The organism is Corynebacterium sp. HMSC05E07 (assembly GCF_001807225.1).
Taxonomy (GTDB): domain Bacteria; phylum Actinomycetota; class Actinomycetes; order Mycobacteriales; family Mycobacteriaceae; genus Corynebacterium; species Corynebacterium singulare.
On the sequence record NZ_KV788215.1, the window covers coordinates 21,218 to 40,302 of the forward strand.

At 59.6% G+C, this 19,085-nt stretch carries 18 protein-coding genes; 10 read left to right on the forward strand and 8 right to left on the reverse strand.

The genetic code is table 11. From position 1 onward, the window contains the following. Nucleotides 1-19: 19 nt before the first annotated feature. Genes trpCF through HMPREF3149_RS04680 form a run of 4 tightly spaced genes read right to left on the reverse strand, consistent with a single transcriptional unit; the run spans nucleotide 20 to nucleotide 4,557 of the window. Nucleotides 20-1,402, reverse strand: a complete 1,383-nt coding sequence (gene trpCF / locus HMPREF3149_RS04665) for a bifunctional indole-3-glycerol-phosphate synthase TrpC/phosphoribosylanthranilate isomerase TrpF (RefSeq protein ID WP_070536915.1) — start codon at nucleotides 1,400-1,402, stop codon at nucleotides 20-22. After that, nucleotides 1,380-2,417, reverse strand: a complete 1,038-nt coding sequence (gene trpD / locus HMPREF3149_RS04670) for an anthranilate phosphoribosyltransferase (protein ID WP_070536916.1) — start codon at nucleotides 2,415-2,417, stop codon at nucleotides 1,380-1,382. Before trpD ends, trpCF begins: the two co-directional genes overlap by 23 nt. After that, entirely contained in the window at nucleotides 2,417-3,061 is a 645-nt protein-coding gene (locus tag HMPREF3149_RS04675; RefSeq protein ID WP_070536917.1) for an anthranilate synthase component II, read from the reverse strand. The genes trpD and HMPREF3149_RS04675 overlap by 1 nt, the downstream gene beginning before the upstream one ends. After that, the gene (locus HMPREF3149_RS04680; protein WP_070536918.1) at nucleotides 3,058-4,557 is read right to left on the reverse strand and encodes an anthranilate synthase component 1; all 1,500 of its coding nucleotides are present in this window, start codon (nucleotides 4,555-4,557) and stop codon (nucleotides 3,058-3,060) included. Before HMPREF3149_RS04680 ends, HMPREF3149_RS04675 begins: the two co-directional genes overlap by 4 nt. 436 nt (nucleotides 4,558-4,993) lie before the next feature. On the opposite strand from HMPREF3149_RS04680, the gene HMPREF3149_RS04685 reads away from it, so the two are divergent. Genes HMPREF3149_RS04685 through HMPREF3149_RS04695 form a run of 3 tightly spaced genes read left to right on the forward strand, consistent with a single transcriptional unit; the run spans nucleotide 4,994 to nucleotide 7,623 of the window. Beyond that, nucleotides 4,994-5,977 carry an ABC transporter substrate-binding protein gene (locus HMPREF3149_RS04685; protein WP_070536919.1) on the forward strand — a complete coding sequence of 328 codons (984 nt, stop codon included), beginning with the start codon at nucleotides 4,994-4,996 and terminating at the stop codon, nucleotides 5,975-5,977. Continuing rightward, nucleotides 5,974-6,831 (forward strand): ABC transporter permease, encoded by an 858-nt coding sequence (locus HMPREF3149_RS04690; protein ID WP_070536920.1) that lies wholly within the window; start codon nucleotides 5,974-5,976, stop codon nucleotides 6,829-6,831. The genes HMPREF3149_RS04685 and HMPREF3149_RS04690 overlap by 4 nt, the downstream gene beginning before the upstream one ends. Nucleotides 6,832-6,834: 3 nt before the next feature. Continuing rightward, on the forward strand, nucleotides 6,835-7,623 hold the full coding sequence (locus tag HMPREF3149_RS04695; protein WP_070536921.1) for an ABC transporter ATP-binding protein: 789 nt from the start codon (nucleotides 6,835-6,837) through the stop codon (nucleotides 7,621-7,623). A gap of 29 nt (nucleotides 7,624-7,652) precedes the next feature. Here HMPREF3149_RS04695 and HMPREF3149_RS14015 read toward each other — a convergent pair whose 3' ends face one another. Continuing rightward, nucleotides 7,653-8,078 (reverse strand): amidohydrolase family protein, encoded by a 426-nt coding sequence (locus tag HMPREF3149_RS14015; protein WP_256366415.1) that lies wholly within the window; start codon nucleotides 8,076-8,078, stop codon nucleotides 7,653-7,655. Continuing rightward, complete coding sequence (locus tag HMPREF3149_RS14020; RefSeq protein WP_256366416.1) at nucleotides 8,075-8,662, reverse strand: amidohydrolase family protein; 588 nt, start codon at nucleotides 8,660-8,662, stop codon at nucleotides 8,075-8,077. The genes HMPREF3149_RS14015 and HMPREF3149_RS14020 overlap by 4 nt, the downstream gene beginning before the upstream one ends. A gap of 71 nt (nucleotides 8,663-8,733) precedes the next feature. On the opposite strand from HMPREF3149_RS14020, the gene HMPREF3149_RS13865 reads away from it, so the two are divergent. Further along, the gene (locus tag HMPREF3149_RS13865; RefSeq protein WP_246819946.1) at nucleotides 8,734-9,030 is read left to right on the forward strand and encodes a hypothetical protein; all 297 of its coding nucleotides are present in this window, start codon (nucleotides 8,734-8,736) and stop codon (nucleotides 9,028-9,030) included. A 9-nt stretch (nucleotides 9,031-9,039) separates the two neighbouring features. Here HMPREF3149_RS13865 and HMPREF3149_RS04705 read toward each other — a convergent pair whose 3' ends face one another. Both HMPREF3149_RS04705 and HMPREF3149_RS04710 read right to left on the reverse strand, forming a co-directional pair. After that, nucleotides 9,040-10,887, reverse strand: a complete 1,848-nt coding sequence (locus tag HMPREF3149_RS04705) for an FAD-dependent monooxygenase (RefSeq protein WP_070536922.1) — start codon at nucleotides 10,885-10,887, stop codon at nucleotides 9,040-9,042. A gap of 219 nt (nucleotides 10,888-11,106) precedes the next feature. Beyond that, nucleotides 11,107-12,471: an MFS transporter gene (locus tag HMPREF3149_RS04710; RefSeq protein WP_070536923.1), complete on the reverse strand. Its 1,365-nt coding sequence runs from the start codon at nucleotides 12,469-12,471 to the stop codon at nucleotides 11,107-11,109. A 122-nt stretch (nucleotides 12,472-12,593) separates the two neighbouring features. Here HMPREF3149_RS04710 and HMPREF3149_RS04715 point away from each other — a divergent pair, with 122 nt between their 5' ends. The 6 genes from HMPREF3149_RS04715 (at nucleotide 12,594) to HMPREF3149_RS04740 (ending at nucleotide 19,076) form a co-directional block, all read left to right on the forward strand. Next, nucleotides 12,594-14,069, forward strand: coding sequence for a fumarylacetoacetate hydrolase family protein (locus HMPREF3149_RS04715; protein ID WP_070536924.1), 1,476 nt, complete (start codon nucleotides 12,594-12,596; stop codon nucleotides 14,067-14,069). Next, complete coding sequence (locus HMPREF3149_RS04720) at nucleotides 14,066-14,728, forward strand: GntR family transcriptional regulator (protein ID WP_070536925.1); 663 nt, start codon at nucleotides 14,066-14,068, stop codon at nucleotides 14,726-14,728. Before HMPREF3149_RS04715 ends, HMPREF3149_RS04720 begins: the two co-directional genes overlap by 4 nt. Nucleotides 14,729-14,743: 15 nt before the next feature. After that, nucleotides 14,744-16,261, forward strand: a complete 1,518-nt coding sequence (hpaE, locus tag HMPREF3149_RS04725) for a 5-carboxymethyl-2-hydroxymuconate semialdehyde dehydrogenase (RefSeq protein WP_070536926.1) — start codon at nucleotides 14,744-14,746, stop codon at nucleotides 16,259-16,261. Between the two features lie 53 nt (nucleotides 16,262-16,314). Then, nucleotides 16,315-17,391, forward strand: coding sequence for a 3,4-dihydroxyphenylacetate 2,3-dioxygenase (hpaD, locus tag HMPREF3149_RS04730; RefSeq protein WP_070536927.1), 1,077 nt, complete (start codon nucleotides 16,315-16,317; stop codon nucleotides 17,389-17,391). Between the two features lie 129 nt (nucleotides 17,392-17,520). Then, nucleotides 17,521-18,306 carry a 2-oxo-hept-4-ene-1,7-dioate hydratase gene (hpaH, locus tag HMPREF3149_RS04735; RefSeq protein WP_070536928.1) on the forward strand — a complete coding sequence of 262 codons (786 nt, stop codon included), beginning with the start codon at nucleotides 17,521-17,523 and terminating at the stop codon, nucleotides 18,304-18,306. Beyond that, complete coding sequence (locus HMPREF3149_RS04740) at nucleotides 18,291-19,076, forward strand: HpcH/HpaI aldolase family protein (protein WP_070536929.1); 786 nt, start codon at nucleotides 18,291-18,293, stop codon at nucleotides 19,074-19,076. Before hpaH ends, HMPREF3149_RS04740 begins: the two co-directional genes overlap by 16 nt. The last annotated feature ends 9 nt before the right edge of the window (nucleotides 19,077-19,085 follow it).

Sequence of the window (19,085 nt, forward strand, 5' to 3'; positions counted from 1 at the left end):
TGGTCCTTTGGGTTGGGGCTTAATACGTAAAGTGACGAATGGTGTTGAAGGTGCGGGCAATGAGTCCAGTGTCCTTGCGGCCGTTGTTTTCGACGCCGGAGTTGAGGTCTAGGCCGAGGGTGTCAACGCGGAGTGCGTCGGTGAGGTTGGACAGGTTGAGTCCGCCGGCGAGTAGTGCCTTGTCCTTAACGGCGGCAGGTACGGTTGACCAGTCGAAGGAGGTTCCCGTTCCGCCGGGGCCGGAATCAAGGATGAGCATGTCGGCGGCGTCGGCAAGCGCGATGGCGAGCGAAGGGCCGTGCGGCGCGGTCATATCGATGGCGCGCCAGACCTGAAGCTCCCGTGCTACTGCGCGAACAGACGCGATGAGATCAAGCTCAGCTTCCGTACTACCTTGGTAAGGCGCGTGAATCTGGAGAGCGTCGATGCCTTCGAAGGCGAGCTCGTCCCAGCCGGTTGTCCGTCGAGAGACCGCGACGTAACTCAGGTCCGGCTCGTGAGCGATGATGTCGTGTGCGGTTTCACGTGAAACAGTGCGTGGAGAAGCCTCCTCGAAAATGAGGCCTCCGTAGACGGCGCCTGCAGCGCGGGCGGCCTGGGCAGCGGAACACGTGGTGAGACCGCAGACCTTGTTGGTGCCGAAAACTAGTTCACGGCAAGCACGGTCAATGTCTGGGGTTCCGGTCAGCTGCGAACCAACGAGGAATGCATTGGCGTGAGCGCCGAGCTCGCGAACGGTGTGGTTATCGCAGATGCCGGACTCGGAGACGATGACCTTGCCCGCAGGAATGTGGGGGGCGAGTTGGGCGGTGCGGTCCAGATCAATCGTTAGGTCGTGCAGATTGCGGTTGTTGATCCCGATGACGTCGACACCGAAGGCAGCGGCACGGGCGACCTCCTCTTCAGTGATGGCCTCGGTGAGGACGTCGAGGCCGAGGGAATCGGCAAGCTGCTTGAGTTCGGAGTAGGTCTCATCATCAACGATGGACATCATGAGCAGGATGGCATCGGCACCGAAATAGCGTGCGGCATAAACCTGAATCGGATCGATGATGAAGTCCTTGCACAGCACCGGGAGGTGCGTGGAGAGTGCCACGGTTTGTAGATGGTCGTAGTCGCCGCCGAAACGTTCCGGCTCGCAAAGAACCGAAATCGCCGAAGCGTAGCGGGAATAGACGCGCGCAATGGCGCCGGGCTCGTAGTGCTCGCGAATGAGCCCGAGCGAGGGGGAGGCTGATTTACACTCCATGATGAAGCGGTTGGTGCCGTTAAGGGCATCGAAGAAGGAACGCTCGGACCGAGGGAGTGCCTCCAGATCCACGTGGGCCACACGTTCCCGGATGGCGGGGAGATGGGTGCGGCGCTTGGCGACGATCCCCTCAAGCACGGTCGGCAGAGCCATAATCAGCCTCCTCGTGCTTCGTGAGCCAGGCGGCGACGGAGCCGTCCGTGATGAGCTGGGCTGCATGGGCCACGCCATCGGCGATGGTGTTGGTGGTTCCGTTGAGGTAGAACATTGCACCCGCGGTGGCGGCGATGGCGTCATGGTGGGCGGGTTTGCCGGTGCCGGCAAAGACCGCGCGAAGCGCCTGAGCGTTCTCCTGGCCGTCACCACCGGCGAGATCGGCGAGTTCGTGGCGGGAAATGCCGAGCTCCTCCGGGGTGAGTTCGTAGTGGGTGATTGAGCCCTCCCGGAGTTCCCACACCTGAGTTGTGCCATGGACGGCAATTTCATCAGTCCCCGCTCCGTGGACGACGAGCGCGCGGGTTCGGCCGAGATCCTTGAACACCTCCGCGATGAGCTGGCCCTGAGCCGGGTTGGCAATTCCCATAATCTGGAACTCGGGCCGGCCGGGGCTCAACAACGGGCCGAGGGTATTGAAGATCGTCGAGATGCCCAGGCCTTTGCGCACAGGTTGCACGTGAGCAACCGCCGGGTTGTAGGCCGGGGCGAAAAGGAACGTGAAGTTGGACGCCCCGAGCTGGCGGACGGCGCGATCCGGATCGAGGTCGAGGGGGATGCCGAGGGCTTCGAGAACGTCGGCGGAGCCTGACTTCGAAGATACGGAACGGTTGCCGTGCTTGACCATCTTCACTCCGCCGGCGGAGGCGACGAGCGAGGCGCCGGTGGTGACGTTGATGGTGTTGGCGCCATCGCCGCCAGTGCCCGCGGTATCCATGAGGCCCGCGCCGGTGACCGGGAAGGGGCGCCCTGCGCGCAGAAAGGCGCGGGCGGCGCCGGCTACATCGGCGAAGGTTTCGCCGCGTGTGCGAATGTGGGTCAGGAGCGCGGCGATGTGGATGTCGTCGTACTCCCCCACCGTCAAGGGAGTGAAGACCTCGATCGCTTGCTCGAGAGTGGGCTCCTCAATATCGAGGAACTTCTGGAGCGTCGTGAGTGGAGCCTTGGTGGTCATTAGTTGTCTGCCTCCATAGTGGGAATAGCGGATAGTTGTTCAATACAGCGCTCGATCATGATGGGTCCCGTCGGTGTCAGGAGTGACTCCGGGTGGAACTGGAGGCCGATGGCTTTCCCGTCGAGAGTCTCGGCCGCCATGGTGACGGGGCCGATGTCTGTCTCGGTTGAAGCCAGGCTGCGCATCTCGTCCGGAATGTTCGCGCACCCCAAGGAGTGGTAGCGGGCAACCGGAACGAAACGGCCGACATAGTCCGGGTTGTCCGGCTCCGAATCGGTGGTGAGGCCTTGAAAGATCGGGTGCCGTGCCCCGGCCTCGGTCAGGGTCATGGGGACCGATGAGCCGTGGACCGGGCCGCAGGGCTCGACGGTGCCGCCGAAATGATCGAGGAGCGCCTGGAAACCAAGGCAGATCCCGAGGATGGGGATGCGGCCGAGGGAGGCGTCGATAAGCGGCATCATCGATCCCGCGTCCCTGGGGTGACCTGGGCCGGGCGAGAGAATGATGATGTCGGGCTTCGCAGCGAGCACCTCCTCCACCGGGACCGAGTTACGGAAGACGGTGGTGTTGTAGCCGGCGAGGGCATCGACGAGGTTGTAGACAAAGGAATCGTGGTTATCAATGAGGACAACGTGCGGGTTCATCGGATGACCTCCAGGGATGCGCTCTGTGCCTGGGCGATGGCGCTGAGCACCGCGTAGGCCTTGTGGACCGTTTCATCGGCTTCGGATTGGGGAATTGAATCGCGGACGACGCCGGCACCTGCTTGGACGATGGCCGTGCCATCCTTGACGTAGGCGGAACGGATGACGATGCAGTTATCCATCGAGCCATCGCCGCGCAGGTAGCCAATGGCGCCGCCGAAGGAACCGCGGCGAGTCTGTTCGGTCTCCCGGATGAGTTCCATGGCGCGCAGCTTTGGGGCGCCGGTCAGCGTGCCCATGTTCATGCACGCGCGGTAGGCGTCGAGGGCGTCGAAATCCTCGTGGAGTGTGGCCACGACGCGGGAGACCAAGTGCATGACGCGGGAGTAGCGGTCGACTTGGAGCAGATCAGCCACCTTGCGGGTGCCAGGAACAGCGACGCGCGCGAGATCATTGCGGGCTAGGTCCACGAGCATGATGTGCTCGGAGACCTCCTTGGCGTCGGTGCGCATCTCCAGCTCGTTGCGGATATCGAGCTCGTGCGTGGCGCCGCGGGGACGGGTGCCAGCGACGGGATAGAGCTGAACCTGCCGGTCCGATGCCGTGTATTTGAGGTTCGATTCCGGCGAAGCGCCGAACAGCTCATGCTCGGAGCCGCGTACGTAGAACATGTACGGAGAAGGATTGGTCTCACGCAGCGTGCGGTAGGCAGCGAAGGCATCGGGGCACTCAATGCTGAACGCGCGCGAGGGAACGACCTGGTAGATATCGCCGGCGTGGACGTTGCCCTGGAGCCGCTCAACGTGGCTGCGGAAGGTGGCGTCGTCGATGGAGGCGCGTGCGCTTATGCTCTCTCGCGGTGCGGGGGCCTCTGGAGTACCAGGTACGGTGACGGCGGCCAGGTCGAGCTCCTCTTCGAGCGCGTGCTTGTCGACGCCCCACCCCTCAATCCTTGCCCTCTGAGTCAGGTGGTCCACCGTGAGGACGTGCTCGGCTACGAGAAATTCATAATCAGGGTATTCATTCGGTCCGTCTGGCACCGGTGGGAGTGACTCGAAGGTGTCGACGTAGTCGAAGGCGAATCCTCCACCGAGGAATGGAAGTGACTCGCCGGAATAGAGCTGGCTAAACTGCAGCGTGCGCAAGATATCTGCGGTCGAGGTGGCGCGGAGGCGGGCGCGCTCATCGTGCTCGGTGGAGAGTTCGAAGCTAAAGGTGGCGCTGACGTCACCGTTCTGCCTCATCTTGGAGCAAAAATCCTGACGAAGTTCATCTAAGAGCAAGTGACCGGCTGGCGTTAAGGCCGTTGCGGTGACCTCCTGGCCGCGGCACACGACCTTGAGTGCTGCCTTCGTAATGGCGATGCAGGTGAGGTTCTTCTTCGTCTCGATGTCGGCGGACTCGAGGAGCAGGGAATCCTGCGGAGTGGCGAGGGCATAAAAGAGCGCGCTGGCGTCGGGTATGTACCTGACCTCACGTTGGGCTGTATACGGCATCCTGTGTCTTTCTTTAACGATAGTGAGTGCTGCCGCGAGCTTCGCAAAAGAGCAAAACGCCGAAAAGCCCGCAGCTGCGGGCCTTAAAAATTGGGGAGAAGAAAAGGGCCCGCGGGTTACGCGCGCCACCACCAAAGGTTAAAAGTGTTCTTCACAGCATCGACTCTAACACCGATACCTTCTGCCGTACAGGTAAATGAAACATGGGTACCCCCGAGAATCGTCCTCCGCGAAAACGACTCAACATCAGAGTGATGTAGCAAACATGCAGTTGAGGGTTGTGATGCACGACTCTGTTTCTGTCGAATGACAGCTTTGGGGTTTCGTGCGTTACCCCCGCAGGCCAAGAAAATTTACAAAACTGCTGCTTAAGGCCCTGTGGAGCGACTTTAATAACGGTCACCACAGCCGTTGATTATCTAGCTTAAGGATTGCCATGTTTAAGAAGACCGCCACTGTTCTCTCCTCCTTGGCCCTGGGGGCGGCTGCCCTGGTGGGCTGCTCGTCATCGTCGGAAAGCGCCGGCGGCGATTCGGGAGGTGGGAACTCCTACTCCATCGGCATCAACCAGCTGGTCCAGCACCCGTCCCTGGATGCTGCGGCCGAGGGTTTCCAGGCCGCGTTCGAGGACGCCGGCGTGGACGTGGACTGGGATATCCAGAACGCCAACGGTGAGCAGGGTACCGCGGTGTCCATCTCGCAGCAGATGGCAAACGCGAACCATGACCTCTACCTGGCAATCGCCACTCCGGCAGGCCAGGCCATGAGCAAGTCCATCAAGGACAAACCCCTTCTCTTCACCGCGGTCACGGACCCTGTTGAAGCGGAGCTTGTCGAATCCGTGGATAAGCCAGGTGCAAACGTCACCGGTACGTCCGACGCGGCTCCCATCGAAGAACAAGTCAAGCTCATGAGCCAGCTGGTCCCCGACGCGAAAACCGTCGGTGTGGTCTACTCCTCCGCCGAAGTGAACTCCAAGGTCCAGGTAGACCAGCTTACGGAAGCCGCTAAATCACAGGGGATGGGCGTACAGTCTCAGACCGTCACCTCTGTGACCGAGATTCCGCAGGCGGTGGAGGCGCTGGGCGACGTTGATGCAATTTATGTCCCGACGGACAACATGGTGGTCTCCGGTATCTCCTCGCTGATCAAGGTGGCGAATGACAAGGCCATCCCAGTCATCGCTGCGGACTCCGGTGCGGTCGAAGGCGGTGCTGCCGCGACAATCGGTATCGACTACACGGAGTTGGGCCGTCAAACCGGCGAGATGGCGCTGCGCATCCTTCAGGACGGTGCCGACCCGGCCGAGACCGCCGTGGAGACCGCGTCAGATTACACGTACGTCATCAATGAGGAGGCTGTGAAGGCGCAGGGTATTGAGGTACCGAAGGAGATCCTGGAGAAAGCTGAGACGCTGTGATTGGTGCGCTTGAGCTCGGGCTTCTCTACGCCGTCATGGCCGTGGGCGTTTACTTGACGTTCCGCGTCCTTGACTTTCCTGACCTGACCGTTGATGGCTCCTTCACCACAGGCGCCGCGACTGCCAGCATTCTTATTACTACTGGTGTGAATCCCTTTGTGGCCTCGCTTGCTGGCTTCTGCACCGGCTTCATCGCCGGTTGCGTCACTGGTTTACTTCACACGAAGTGCCGTATCGACGGACTGCTTGCGGGAATCCTCACCATGATTGGCCTGTGGTCAATCAACCTACGGATCATGGGAAGTGCCAACGTCCCGCTACTGTCGCAGGACTCGGTGTTCACTCCCCTGGATTCGATGATGGGCACGTGGGCTGGAGTCGGTCTGCTCGCTGCGGGGGCGCTCGCACTGTGTCTGCTTATCGTGTGGTTTCTGTCCACAGACCTGGGCCTCTCGCTGCGTGCGACGGGCGATAATAAGCAGATGATCACCTCCTTCGGCGTCTCCACGGATTTCACGAAGATACTCACCCTCGCGCTGTCGAATGGCCTCGTCGGCCTGTGCGGCGCGCTCATCGCTCAGTACCAAGGTTTCGCGGACATCTCCATGGGCATCGGTCTCATCCTGGTCGGGCTCGCCTCGGTGATCCTGGGGCAGGCGGTGCTCCCCCAGTCCCGCCTCTGGCTGACGGTTGTTGCGGTGGCGCTCGGCTCCGTGGTCTACCGTTTCATCATTTTCGTGGCGCTCCAGGTGGGGCTTAACCCGAACGACATGAAGCTCATCACCGCGCTGCTCGTCATCGTCGCGCTTGTGGCACCGCGCTTGACGCGTGTTCGCACTCGAAGGAGGGCCTAGGCCATGCTCAGCATTGATTCGATTTCGAAGACCTTCTTCCCGGGCACTGCCAATGAGCGCCGGGCGCTTCGCGACGTCTCCCTTCACCTCTCCCCCGGTGACTTCATCACCGTCATCGGTTCTAACGGTGCGGGAAAATCCACCTTGCTGAATTCCATTTCGGGCCGGCTCATCCCGGATTCAGGAAGGATTCGGATTCACGGGAAAGACGTCACTACACAGTCGGAGCACAAACGTGCTCGCAAAGTGGGGCGCGTGTTCCAGGACCCGATGGCTGGTACCGCACCGAACCTCACCATTGAGGAAAACTTATCGCTGGCGTACCTTCGCGGAAAAAGTCGCGGGCTGGGGCTGGGGCTTAATTCGGCGCGCCGAAAGGTCTTTATCGACGAGCTGGAATCCCTAGAGCTCGGCTTGGAAAAGCGCCTCGGCACCAAAGTAGGCCTGCTCTCCGGCGGTCAGCGCCAAGCGCTGTCGCTCCTTATGGCGGGGTTCACTCACCCGGATGTCATGCTGCTTGATGAGCACACCGCAGCGCTTGACCCGCAGCGGGCCGAGCTTGTGACGAACCTGACGAAGCGGATTGTGGAGCAGGGTAAGCTGACCACACTCATGGTCACGCACAACATGTCCCAAGCGCTTCAGGTGGGCAATCGCCTCATCATGATGCATGAAGGCCAGATCATCTTCTCCGCAGATGCAGAGCAGAAAGCTCAGCTGACGGTGGAGGATCTCATGGCGGAGTTCGCCAAGATTAAGGGCGCATCCTCCGATAGGACGCTTTTGCAGTGAGTCTGTGTTTCACGTGAAACACAGACGGATCAAATCCCGTCAAGGACGACATCGAGTTCGTCGAGCGTCTCGAAGGCCGGTTCTTCGATGAGGTGGCCGCGCGCGATGACCATATGGGGAGCGCTGAGGTTGCGGAAGGACTCGAGAGGGTTGGCGTCCACGACGACGAGGTCGGCTGCGAAACCTTCCTCTACCCTTCCCGTGATTTCTCCCCAGCCGAGGATGTCGGCGTTGGTCTGCGTTGCTGCGTGGAGCGCCTGAGCGGGGGTCATGCCTCCAAAGCGCACGAGATAGTCCAACTCGCGCCACAAGCTGTAGTGCGTCACGTACGTGCAGGCAGAGTCGGTTCCCGTGCCGATGACCACGCCCTCAGCCAAGGCCGTGCGTAGACCATCGAGCATGCCCTCAAAGATGGCGATGCCGTTCTGCTTCACCACGTCATTGACCTTGGTCACTTCCGTGTCGAGCCTCGCCAGCGGAAGTGCGGGATAAGGGTGGGCACGAGCGCGGAGTATCCGCGTAGGGAGCGCGGGTTGTTCTTGAAGAGCTCCACCATCTCTGGGGTGAGCGGGCAGCCATGCTCGATGGTGTCGACCCCGGCCTTTAACGCTGCCGTCACTCCTACTTCGCCTTGCGCATGCGCGGCGACGATGACCCCAGCCTCGTGGGCTTCATCGCATATGGCTGCCATTTCCTCTTCGGTGAGCTGCGGACGACCCGCCTCCCCGAGGGAGCGCGCGTCTGTTACGCCGCCCGTTGCCGCAATCTTGATGCACGTGGCCCCATTGCGAAGGTTCTGACGAACATTGCGGCGCCCTTCCCATGGGGAATCATTGACCAGTGCAATCTGCGGTATACCGTGCCCGCCGGTGGCTGCGAGGAGTGGGCCGGAAGCCAGGATTCGGGGACCAACGTACTCCCCTGCCTCAATGGCCTCACGGGCTTCCGCGACCTCGTAACCCGGATCCCCCAGACTGCGTAGCCCGGTGACACCGGAGTTGAGCTGGGTGAGAATGTTCGCATTGGTGCGCTTGCGCATGAGCGCGCGACCGGGAAGAGTGTTGAAGACTGGGCGGCAATGGCCCCGCCACGCTCGGAGGTCAGCGCCGGGTGAAGCGGCTTGCCGTCGGAGAACAGGTGGGCATGTGCGTTGATGAGTCCGGGCAGGACGAACTTGCCGTGGAGGTTGATGCGGCGCGCACCCGGGAGATGAGGGGCCGCGTCGGCTGGCCCGACATAAACAATGGTGCCGCGCTTGTCGACGCCTATGGAGTGGTTCTCAAGGACAGTACCGGCGGCGTCGCCGGTGACGATGGCACAGGATTCGAGGATGAAGGCGGTACGTGGGCTGGTCAGGGCATAAGTTTAGGGCCCAGCAGTGCGCTGGGCCCTTATAGTTTCACGTGAATCTTGTGGTTACGACTGCTTGGTGAGGGCCGAGGAGAAATATTCTTCGACTGCCCTCGGATCGTCCAGAGGCAAGACCGCACCGACGTATTGATCGGGGCGGACAATCACGACTGCGCCGTGTCGAGAAATTCCGCGCAATTCGAAGATGTCCTGGTCTGGAAGAGCATTGAAAACATTTTCCCAATTGGGAATATTGAACTTTCCGTTGCGGGGACGGAACAATGCGGGAGCATCAAGAATTTCATACTCATGATGATTTGTCTGCTGGTAGATTACCTTGACATCGAAGTAGGCATTGTCGTCAGCACCTTTCGGCGTATATGCAGAGAGGATGGAAGCGACCTCGTCGGCCCAAGTGCTGAGAGCGGATTCTTCACCCGCCTTCGGAGAATCAGCGAACGCGTAGATTCGGTAGCGGCCGTCCGCCGTGTGCTGGTGGCCCAGATGCTGGACAAAGGCATCACAGCGTCGCAATACTTCCACGGACTTGAAACGCCTGCCAACTGGGAAGCCGACGGCTAGTTTTTGATGCTCTGTCGTGCCAACGATGAGATTTTCGTCGTATTGGGTCATCATGCCCGCAGCAAATTCCTCGGCCGCCACGTAATACTTTTCTACTGCTTGAGGATCATCGAGTTCTTCGGTGGGGGTCGCCATGAGGGTTGACCATTCGCGGTCAAAATTGATGAGGTTTTGGGCGGCGGGCTGTCGCTCACCATGGTAGGTTGCCAAAAGCTCCTTCGGGGCGCGGCCATCCAAGACGTGTCCGAGCTTCCAACCGATGTTGAATCCGTCCTGCATGGACACATTCATACCCTGGCCGGCCTTCGCTGAGTGAGTATGGCACGCATCGCCCGTGAGGAACACACGCGGATCATCGTTGTCGTCGTCGAAGGCGTCCACGAGGCGGTGTCCAACCTCGTAGACGGAATGCCACGCCACCATCTTGACGTCAACGAAATAGGGTGCGTAAATCTCGTTTGCTTTCTCGATGATCTTCTCAATGGGGGTCTCACGGACCTTGTGGTTATCATCCTCCGCTACTACACCGAGGTCGACGTAGACGCGGCACAGGTATCCGCCTTCGCGTGGGATATGAAGGATGGAACCAGCCTGAGAGTGGATAGCACATTTGGTACGCCAATCTGGGAAGTCGGTATCGACCACTACGTCCATGACACCCCAAGCGTGGTTTGCCTGGTCGCCCTTGAGGGAGCGTCCAATAGATTTACGGACACGAGACCGTGCACCATCGCACCCTACGACATATTTGGCGCGCACCTCCCGTGGCTTTCCATCCAGATCCTCGAGTTGAACGGTGACCGGATACTCCCCTTCCCCAACTTCCAGGGAAAGGAAATTCCATCCGTAGTCTGGCGTGACGCGACCAGGGGCGCGACGTGCATAACGGGAGAAGTAGTCCAGAACGCGAGCCTGGTTGACAATGAGGTGGGGGAACTCGGAAATCCCATGCTCATCATCTATCGGCCGTGCCCCTCGAATGATCTTGGAACGGTCCTGGGGATCTGGGTTCCAGAAGGACATTTCCGTAATCTCATAAGCTTCTTCGGTGATTTCCTTGGCGAAGCCAAAGGCTTGGAAAGTCTCTACGGAACGAGACTGAATACCGTCAGCTTGACCCAGCTCAAGGCGATGCGGTCGGCGCTCGATGATGCGCGTGTTGACATGAGGGAACATTGACAGCTGAGCAGCTGCGATCATGCCTGCGGGGCCGGAACCTACGATGAGCACATCCATCTCATCGGGAAGTTCGGTGGGGCGATCGACGCCATAACCTAGTGGCTCATGAACGCGGGGGTCTTCCGAAACGTAGCCGTTGTGGTGGAACTGCACTGTGAACTCCTTACTCAGCGTTATTCAGTGGCTTCAGGGGCGGGCTAACAACTCACCGGGAAGGTCTAAGCCCGCCAAATTGTGGATTTGCCCTTCATCTCTCGTGACTCACATCAATCGCGACTAGTGGTGTGAGGTGAGTCCTATTTTTGGAATCATATATGATGCGGACTCCTTGCACAACGGCTTTGAAGAGGAAAAGGACTGAAAGTGAAAGTTTTAACTCTTGCTAAAGATGAAGTGGTTGCGAGACTGCTCAGCCTCATGCTCAGGTCCAAGAGCGATTCCCTTGCGTTCACGGAGAATCAACGTGCATACCAATCCCACAATTGACGCGGTGACAAGGTATCCCGAAACAGCGAATGTTCCACCAGTGGCTTCGACTAGGGATGCAGCAATCATTGGGGCGAATGCTCCGCCCAACACCGAGCCGATGGCGTAGGTGATTGAGACCCCGGTTGCGCGGATGGATGCGGGGAAGAGTTCTGCGTACATTGCAGATTGTGCGCCGTATGTAAGTCCAAGACCGACGGTGAGGAAAATCAAGGCTGTATAAAGCAGGCCGAGGCTCGCGGTGTTGACCAGCGGAAAAAGTGCGGCGGCACCGATCGCTTGCAAGATGAAGCCAATGAGGTACGTATTTTTACGGCCGATGTAATCGGAGATGAACCCAGCGAACAGCGTCATCGCTCCCCAAGTTACGGCGGAAACGGTGACGGCATTCAAAACATCACCTCGGGAGAGGGCGACCGGACCCTCGGGGTCGGTAGCGTAGCGCTGGATGTAGCCACCCGTGGTCATGTATCCAACGGTGCCGTTACCTGCGAAGACGAGTGCGGCAACCAGGACCAACGGGGAGAAGTTCTTAAACAGTGTGCCGATGGGGTTAGTGGCTTCTTCTTCCTCACGTTCCGCAATCTCTGCAAAGACTGGGGACTCGTCGACGCCCATGCGGATGAGGTAACCCACGAGAACAAGGACGAAAGAGAGGAGGAAAGGAACGCGCCAACCCCAGCTCATGAAGGCGTCACCAGGCGCGATGGTGTTCATGATCGACAACACACCGGAGGACAGCAGGAGGCCGGCAGGCACGCCGATCTGGGGGCCTGCACCATAGAGGCCGCGCTTGTCGTTCGGCGCGTGTTCCACAGCCATGAGTACCGCGGATCCCCACTCGCCACCTGCAGAGATGCCCTGGATGATACGCAAAGTGATGAGGAGGATCGGCGCCCAGATTCCAGCGGTTTCGTAGGTCGGTAGAACACCGATCAGAGTCGTCGCTCCGCCCATGGCGATGAGCGTGACCATGAGGACTACGCGGCGTCCGAAGCGGTCAGCGAAGTGGCCGGCCAGGAATGCACCGACGGGGCGGAACAGGAAGGACAGACCTACGGTCAGGAAGGAAATGATGGTGGCGAGACCACCCTCCAGCGGACCGAACATCAGGTGGTTGAACACGAGACCAGCGACGGCGGCGTAGAGGAAGTAGTCGTACCACTCGATTGCGGTACCAATTGTGGTTGCTGCGACAACGCGCCGGCGTTCTGTCGTGGTGATTTGCGGCGGTCTTGAGGGATGCGACATGAGAGTCCTTTCAGTATGTGGTGCAACATATACCGCGTCGGCCTGTGAGGTAAACCACTTGCGGTGGTGATGGAGATAATATACGATTCGGTACAGGTTTTGTTCACAATTAAGGAATCTTCATGGCTGTACCTGAGTTCTTGCCGGTTAAACCGGGCAAAATGATCGCTGTCCATGTGGCCTTTGAGTCCCGCGCAGCGCAGCGCGGTCGCTGGCCCAAGACCCCGAGCTACTTCCTCAAGGCGACCAGCACGCTGGCTGAGTCGGGAGGGGTTGTTGAACGCCCTCAAGGGACCGAGCTGCTGGCCTTTGAAGGTGAAATCGCACTCATCATCGGCACCCCAGCCCGCAACGTATCTTTGGAGGATGCGTGGAAGCACGTTGCGTACGTGACGGCCTCGAACGACATTGGGCTGTACGACTACAAGGTGCAGGACAAGGGCTCCAACACTCGCTCCAAGTCGCGCGATGGATATACCCCCATCGGGCCGGAGCTTATCGACGCTCAAGGGATCAGCCCTCAGGGCCTGCGCTTGCGTACGTGGGTGAATGGAGAGGTAGTTCAGGAGGGAACCTCTTCGGACGAAGACCTCATCTTCCCGCTTGCCCAGTTCGTAGCTGACCTTTCCCAGCACATGACGCTAGAGACCGGTGACATCATTCTCACCGGAACTCCGGCAGGTTCCTCCGTTATCGAACCCGGCGACGTCGTTGAGGTTGAGGTCGATGTTCCGGGCGGTGTGAGCTCCGGTAGGCTGAAGACCACCGTTAAGGAGGTCCCTGCTTCCTTCGATCCACAGCTGGGCAACCTTCCCTACGTGGACGATAAGCAGCGCGAAGACGCTTACGGTGACCGTGAATCTGCTGGCCTTCCGCCCAAGGGAGATGGCGGCCTCGACCCGGAACTCAAGGCAGCCCTTGAAAAGGCCCCGACGGCTGGCTTGTCCGCACAGCTACGCAAGCGCGGTATCAACCAATCCGTCATCGAAGGCGTGTACCCGCAGGCTAAGGGAACCAAGATGGTGGGCGTCGCCCGCACCTTGCGCTTCGTTGCCGGCCGTGAGGATCTCTTCAAGTCCCACGGCGGTGGTCTCAACGAGCAGAAGAAGGTCTTCGACACCGTCAAGGAAGGCGAGGTCATCGTCATTGAGGCCCGCCAGGAATCCGGCTCCGGAACACTCGGTGACATTCTGGCTCTGCGCGCTAAGGTGCGCGGTGCTGCCGGCGTCGTCACTGACGGTGGAGTGCGTGACTACGAGGCTGTCAAGGAGATTGGGCTGCCTGTGTTCACTCAGGGCGCGCACCCCTGCGTGCTCGGACGCAAGCATGTCCCGTGGGACAGCGACATCGCTGTTTCTTGCGGCAACGCCACCGTCGTGCCGGGTGACATCATTGTCGGCGACGATGACGGCGTCGTGGTCATCCCCCGCGATATAGCAGCCGACGTTGCCGAAAGTGCCCTGGCTAAGGAGCACGAGGACGAATGGGTTGCCTCCCAGGTGGAGACGGGCGCCAGCCTGGATGGCCTCTTCCCGCCCACCGGGGCAAATAAGGAAGCCTACATCGCGTTCCGCGACGGTAAGGCGGGTGATCAATGACGGAACCCGCGGCACCCATTGGGGAAAGCAAGTCCCAACAAGCCTATAACTGGATAAGCGAAAATATTCGTACTCGCGAGTATGAACCGGGCTACCGCCTAGTGTTGGCAACAATTGCGGATGACCTAGGCATCAGCGTGGTTCCTGTCCGCGAAGCCATCCGCCAACTTGAAGCGGAAGGAATGGTCACCTACGAACGCAACGTCGGCGCTAGCGTGACCACGCACAATCGTGAGGCCTACTACGAATCGATGGACATTGTGGCCACCGTGGAAGCCAACGCCACGGCCCAGTCTGCCCCGTACCTTGACGCGGAGGATTTTGCCCGAGCGCGGGAGATCAACCAACGCATGCGGGAACTCGATATCCACCACGACCCAGAGGAATTTACTCAGCTCAACAAAGAATTCCATAGTGTTCTCTTCTCCAAGTGCCCGAACGAGAGGCTTAAGGACTTGGTGATGGCCCAGTGGAAGCAATTGGAATACCACCGAGTCTCTACCTTTCGTTATGTACCCGAGAGAGCTCATGAGTCAACGCGCGAGCACGAACAACTGGTCAGCCTCATCGAGGCTGGCGCTGAACCCGCCTACATAGAAAAGGTGGCCAGGCAACACCGACTGACCACCCTAAGTACTTATCGCAAGAAAACCGACTAAGGAGTGTAAACCACCATGACTATCAACAACGATGCTGCTAAACCCACCGATCTTCCCGAAAAGATTCTGCACTACATCAACGGCGAGTTCGTTCCGTCGATTGACGGTGACGAATTCGAGGTCCTCGATCCGGTAACGAACAAGACCTATATCAAGGCTGCTTCCGGTAAGCCGGCAGATATTGATAAGGCCGTCGCTGCCGCGAAGGATGCCTTCGAGAACGGCCCATGGGCTAAGGCACTGCCGCGCGAGCGCGCTCGCGTCCTGAATAAGATTGCAGACATCGTCGAAACGCGCGCGGACAAGCTCGCGGCCTGGGAGTCCTTCGACTCCGGTCTCCCCATCACCCAAGCTAATGGTCAGGCCAAGCGTGCAGCGGAGAACTTCCGTTTCTTCGCCGACCTGATCGTCGCCCAAGCGGATGACGCTTACAAGGTGCCGGGCCGCCAGATCAACTACGTCAACCGCAAGCCGATTGGCGTGGCGGGCCTGATTACGCCCTGGAACACCCCGTTCATGCTGGAATCCTGGAAGCTTGCCCCAGCCATTGCTACCGGTAACTCCGTCGTCCTGAAGCCGGCCGAATTTACTCCGCTCTCTGCACAGCTGTGGGCAGGAATCTTTGAGGAGGCAGGCCTTCCGAAGGGTGTCTTCAACTTGGTTAATGGCTTTGGTGAGGAAGGCTACGCGGGCGACCCACTAGTCAAGCACTCGGATGTTCCGCTGATTTCCTTCACCGGTGAATCCCGCACCGGACAGATCATCTTTGGCAACGCAGCCCCGCACCTTAAGGGCCTATCGATGGAGCTGGGCGGCAAGTCCCCCGCCATCGTGTTCAGCGATGCTGATCTGGAGACCGCGATCGATGCGTGCATCTTCGGCGTCTTCTCCCTCAACGGTGAGCGTTGCACCGCCGGCTCCCGTATCTTGGTCCAGCGCGATATCTACGATGAGTTCGTGGAGCGTTACGCTGCTCAGGCTAAGCGTGTGAAGGTGGGGCTGCCTTCCGATCCCACCACCGAAGTTGGCGCCCTCGTCCACCCGGAGCACTACGAAAAGGTCACCTCCTACATCGAGATTGGTAAGCAGGAGGCCACCCTGGCCGCCGGCGGCGAGCGCCCGGATGGCTTTGAGGAGGGCAATTTCGTGCAGCCCACGGTCTTCGTTGACGTCAAGCCGGAGGCCCGCATCTTCCAGGAGGAGATCTTTGGTCCCGTCGTTGCCATCACCCCGTTCGATACCGACGAGGAGGCACTCGAGCTGGCCAACAACACGAAGTACGGTCTTGCGGCCTATGTGTGGACCTCTGATCTGAAGCGCGCCCACAACTTTGCTCAGAACGTTGAGGCCGGCATGGTCTGGCTCAACTCTAATAACGTCCGCGATCTGCGTACTCCATTCGGCGGCGTCAAGGCATCGGGCCTGGGCCACGAGGGCGGCTACCGTTCGATCGACTTCTACACCGATCAGCAGGCCGTTCACATCAACTTGGACAAGGTGCACAACCCGGTCTTTGGCAAGCAGGACAAGTAATACCCGCTCGCCCCTACTACTCCCCCATCACTAGTTCTAGCTAAGGAGCCATCATGGCTGACATTCAGGCCCCCGACATTCTGCGTTGCGCCTACATGGAGATCATTGTCACCGATCTCGCTGCATCTCGAAAGTTCTACGTTGACACCCTCGGCCTCGTCGTGACCGAGGAAAACGAGAACGAAATTTACCTCCGTACCTACGAGGAATTTATCCACCACAACCTCGTGCTGCGCCAAGGTCCTGTTGCCGCTGTCGCTGCATTCTCCTTCCGCGTCCGTTCTCCAGAGGATTTGGATCTCGCCGAGGAGTTCTACAAGGCGCGTGGTTGCGAGGTTCGCCGAAACAAGGATGGCTTCGTCAAGGGCATCGGTGACTCCGTGCGTGTGCAGGATCCGCTGGGATTCCCCTACGAGTTCTTCTACGAGGTTGAGCACCGTGAGCGTCTGGCCTGGTCATACGACGCCCACATCCCTGGCGCGCTGGTTCGCCTCGACCACTTCAACCAGATCACCCCGGATGTGCCGAAGGCGGTCGCCTACATGGAAGACCTCGGATTCCGCACCACCGAAGATATCCGCGATGAGGAAGGGACCGTCTACGCCGCATGGATGCGCCGCAAGCCGACGGTGCACGATACCGCGATGACCGGTGGCGATGGCCCGCGTATGCACCACATCGCCTTTGCTACCCATGAGAAGCACAACATCATCGCGATCTGTGACAAGTTGGGCGCGCTGCGCGAATCCGACCGCATTGAGCGCGGTCCGGGCCGTCACGGTGTTTCCAACGCGTACTACCTGTATCTGCGTGACCCGGACGGCCACCGCGTGGAGATCTACACCCAGGACTATTACACCGGCGATCCGGATAACCCTGTCGTGACCTGGGATGTCCACGATAACCAGCGCCGTGACTGGTGGGGCACCCCTGTTGTTCCTTCCTGGTACCGCGACGGCTCCACCGTCCTTGACCTAGATGGTAACCCGGTGCCACTGGTTGCTCGCGATGATGAATCTGAGCTGGAAGCCACTATTGGTGCGGACGGATTCTCCTACACCCGCAAGGACGATGCGGAGGAGATGCCGGAGTGGAAGCAGGGCGAGTACAAGCTGGGTCACCAGCTCTAACGTGCCCTTAGCACTCTAGATGATTAACGTGGCCCCGCAGCGTCGACAAGAAAGCGCACTTATCGCGGGGCCGCGTTGTCGTTTCACGTGAAACTGTTACGTTCAACAAGACTTTAAGGAGCAAAGCACATGCTGGATAAAAAACAGCACATCGCTATTGCAGATGAACTGGCACAAGCCGAGAAGGACCGCTCTATGGTCCCGCTGCTGACTGCTCGATTCCCGGAAATGAGCATCGAGGATTCTTACGCGGTGCAGCGCGAGTGGGTGCGCCGCGGAGTGGAAAGCGGGCGCCGCCTCGTCGGCCGCAAGATTGGGCTGACCTCCAAGGTTATGCAGGAGGCTACGGGAATTACTGAGCCGGACTACGGCGCAATATTTGAAGACCAATTCTATGAGAACGGTTCCACCATCGAGCACGCGCAGTTCTCAAATGTCCGCATCGAGGTTGAGCTGGCCTTCGCGCTCAAGGAGGAGCTGAAGGGGCCGAACTGCAGCATCTTCGACGTCCTGCGCGCGACGGAATACGTCATCCCGGCGCTGGAGATCCTCTCCTCTCGCATCGAGATGGAAGGTCGCACAATCGTCGACACGATTTCGGATAACGCGGCGCTCGGCGCCATGGTCTACGGCGGCAACCCGGTGGACCCCGCGGACGTCGATCTGCGCTGGGTCTCCGCGCTGCTCTACCGTAACGAGTCCATCGAAGACACTGGCGTGGCGGCAGCCGTGTTGAACCACCCGGCGATGGGTGTTGCATGGCTTGCCAACAAGCTCCACGCCCACGGCGATAGCCTCGCCGCCGGCGACATCATTCTGGCCGGTTCCTTCACTAAGCCTATGTGGGTGGAACCGGGCGATACCGTCCACGCTGACTACGGAAAGTTGGGGTCCATCACATGCCGATTCCAGTAAACCTGCCTCCCACCTTCGCCGACGTCCTTGATAAGGCTGATCAGCCACTCATTGGCGCCTGGATTTGTTCCGGATCGGAAGCTGCGGCGGAGATCATAGCCTCAGCCGGCTTTGGCTGGACGCTGATCGATGGCGAGCATGCGCCCTATGGCCTCGAAACTATCCTCTCCCTGCTGCGCGCTACTGATGCTTATGGGCTCACGCGCGTGGTTCGCGTGCCCGTGAATAACACGGCGTTGATCAAGCAATACCTCGACCTTGGCGCACAGAATCTGATGGTGCCCATGATTGATACGGCCGAGGAGGCCGAGGCGGCCGTGGCGGCCATGCACTACCCTCCCCGTGGCGTGCGAGGTGTGGGCTCAGCATTGGCCCGTTCCTCACGGTGGAACGGCGTGGAAAACTACCTCGCGAAAGCCTCGGACACGGTAAGCCTCACGGTGCAGATCGAGTCCGCAACCGCGGTGGAGAACGTGGAAGAGATCGTTTCTGTTGAAGGTGTGGACAACATCTTCGTTGGCCCTTCAGACCTGGCGGCCTCGATGGGGCTTTTGGGTCAGCAGACCCATCCGGATGTACTCGAGGCCGTCAATCACACATTTGAGGTTGTCCGTGCTTCCGGAAAGAAGGTGGGCGTCAATGCCTTCAACCTTGAACAGGCCCAGAAATATATCGATTCTGGAGCATCATTTGCCCTGGTTGGGGCTGATGTTCAACTTCTTTCAGGTGCGGCACGCCAACTGGCAGACAAATTCCATTTGGGAGGGTAGAAAAGAACC

Bases quoted from the DNA above. Each gene is read 5' to 3' on its own strand.
- trpCF (WP_070536915.1), bottom strand. From the start codon at position 1,402: ATGGCTCTGCCGACCGTGCTTGAGGGGATCGTCGCCAAGCGCCGCACC.
- HMPREF3149_RS14020 (WP_256366416.1), bottom strand. From the start codon at position 8,662: ATGCGCAAGCGCACCAATGCGAACATTCTCACCCAGCTCAACTCCGGT.
- HMPREF3149_RS04695 (WP_070536921.1), top strand. From the start codon at position 6,835: ATGCTCAGCATTGATTCGATTTCGAAGACCTTCTTCCCGGGCACTGCC.
- trpD (WP_070536916.1), bottom strand. From the start codon at position 2,417: ATGACCACCAAGGCTCCACTCACGACGCTCCAGAAGTTCCTCGATATT.
- hpaD (WP_070536927.1), top strand. From the start codon at position 16,315: ATGGCTGACATTCAGGCCCCCGACATTCTGCGTTGCGCCTACATGGAG.
- HMPREF3149_RS04740 (WP_070536929.1), top strand. From the start codon at position 18,291: ATGCCGATTCCAGTAAACCTGCCTCCCACCTTCGCCGACGTCCTTGAT.
- HMPREF3149_RS04685 (WP_070536919.1), top strand. From the start codon at position 4,994: ATGTTTAAGAAGACCGCCACTGTTCTCTCCTCCTTGGCCCTGGGGGCG.
- HMPREF3149_RS04710 (WP_070536923.1), bottom strand. From the start codon at position 12,471: ATGTCGCATCCCTCAAGACCGCCGCAAATCACCACGACAGAACGCCGG.
- HMPREF3149_RS04680 (WP_070536918.1), bottom strand. From the start codon at position 4,557: ATGCCGTATACAGCCCAACGTGAGGTCAGGTACATACCCGACGCCAGC.
- HMPREF3149_RS04715 (WP_070536924.1), top strand. From the start codon at position 12,594: ATGGCTGTACCTGAGTTCTTGCCGGTTAAACCGGGCAAAATGATCGCT.
- HMPREF3149_RS04720 (WP_070536925.1), top strand. From the start codon at position 14,066: ATGACGGAACCCGCGGCACCCATTGGGGAAAGCAAGTCCCAACAAGCC.
- hpaE (WP_070536926.1), top strand. From the start codon at position 14,744: ATGACTATCAACAACGATGCTGCTAAACCCACCGATCTTCCCGAAAAG.
- HMPREF3149_RS04675 (WP_070536917.1), bottom strand. From the start codon at position 3,061: ATGAACCCGCACGTTGTCCTCATTGATAACCACGATTCCTTTGTCTAC.
- hpaH (WP_070536928.1), top strand. From the start codon at position 17,521: ATGCTGGATAAAAAACAGCACATCGCTATTGCAGATGAACTGGCACAA.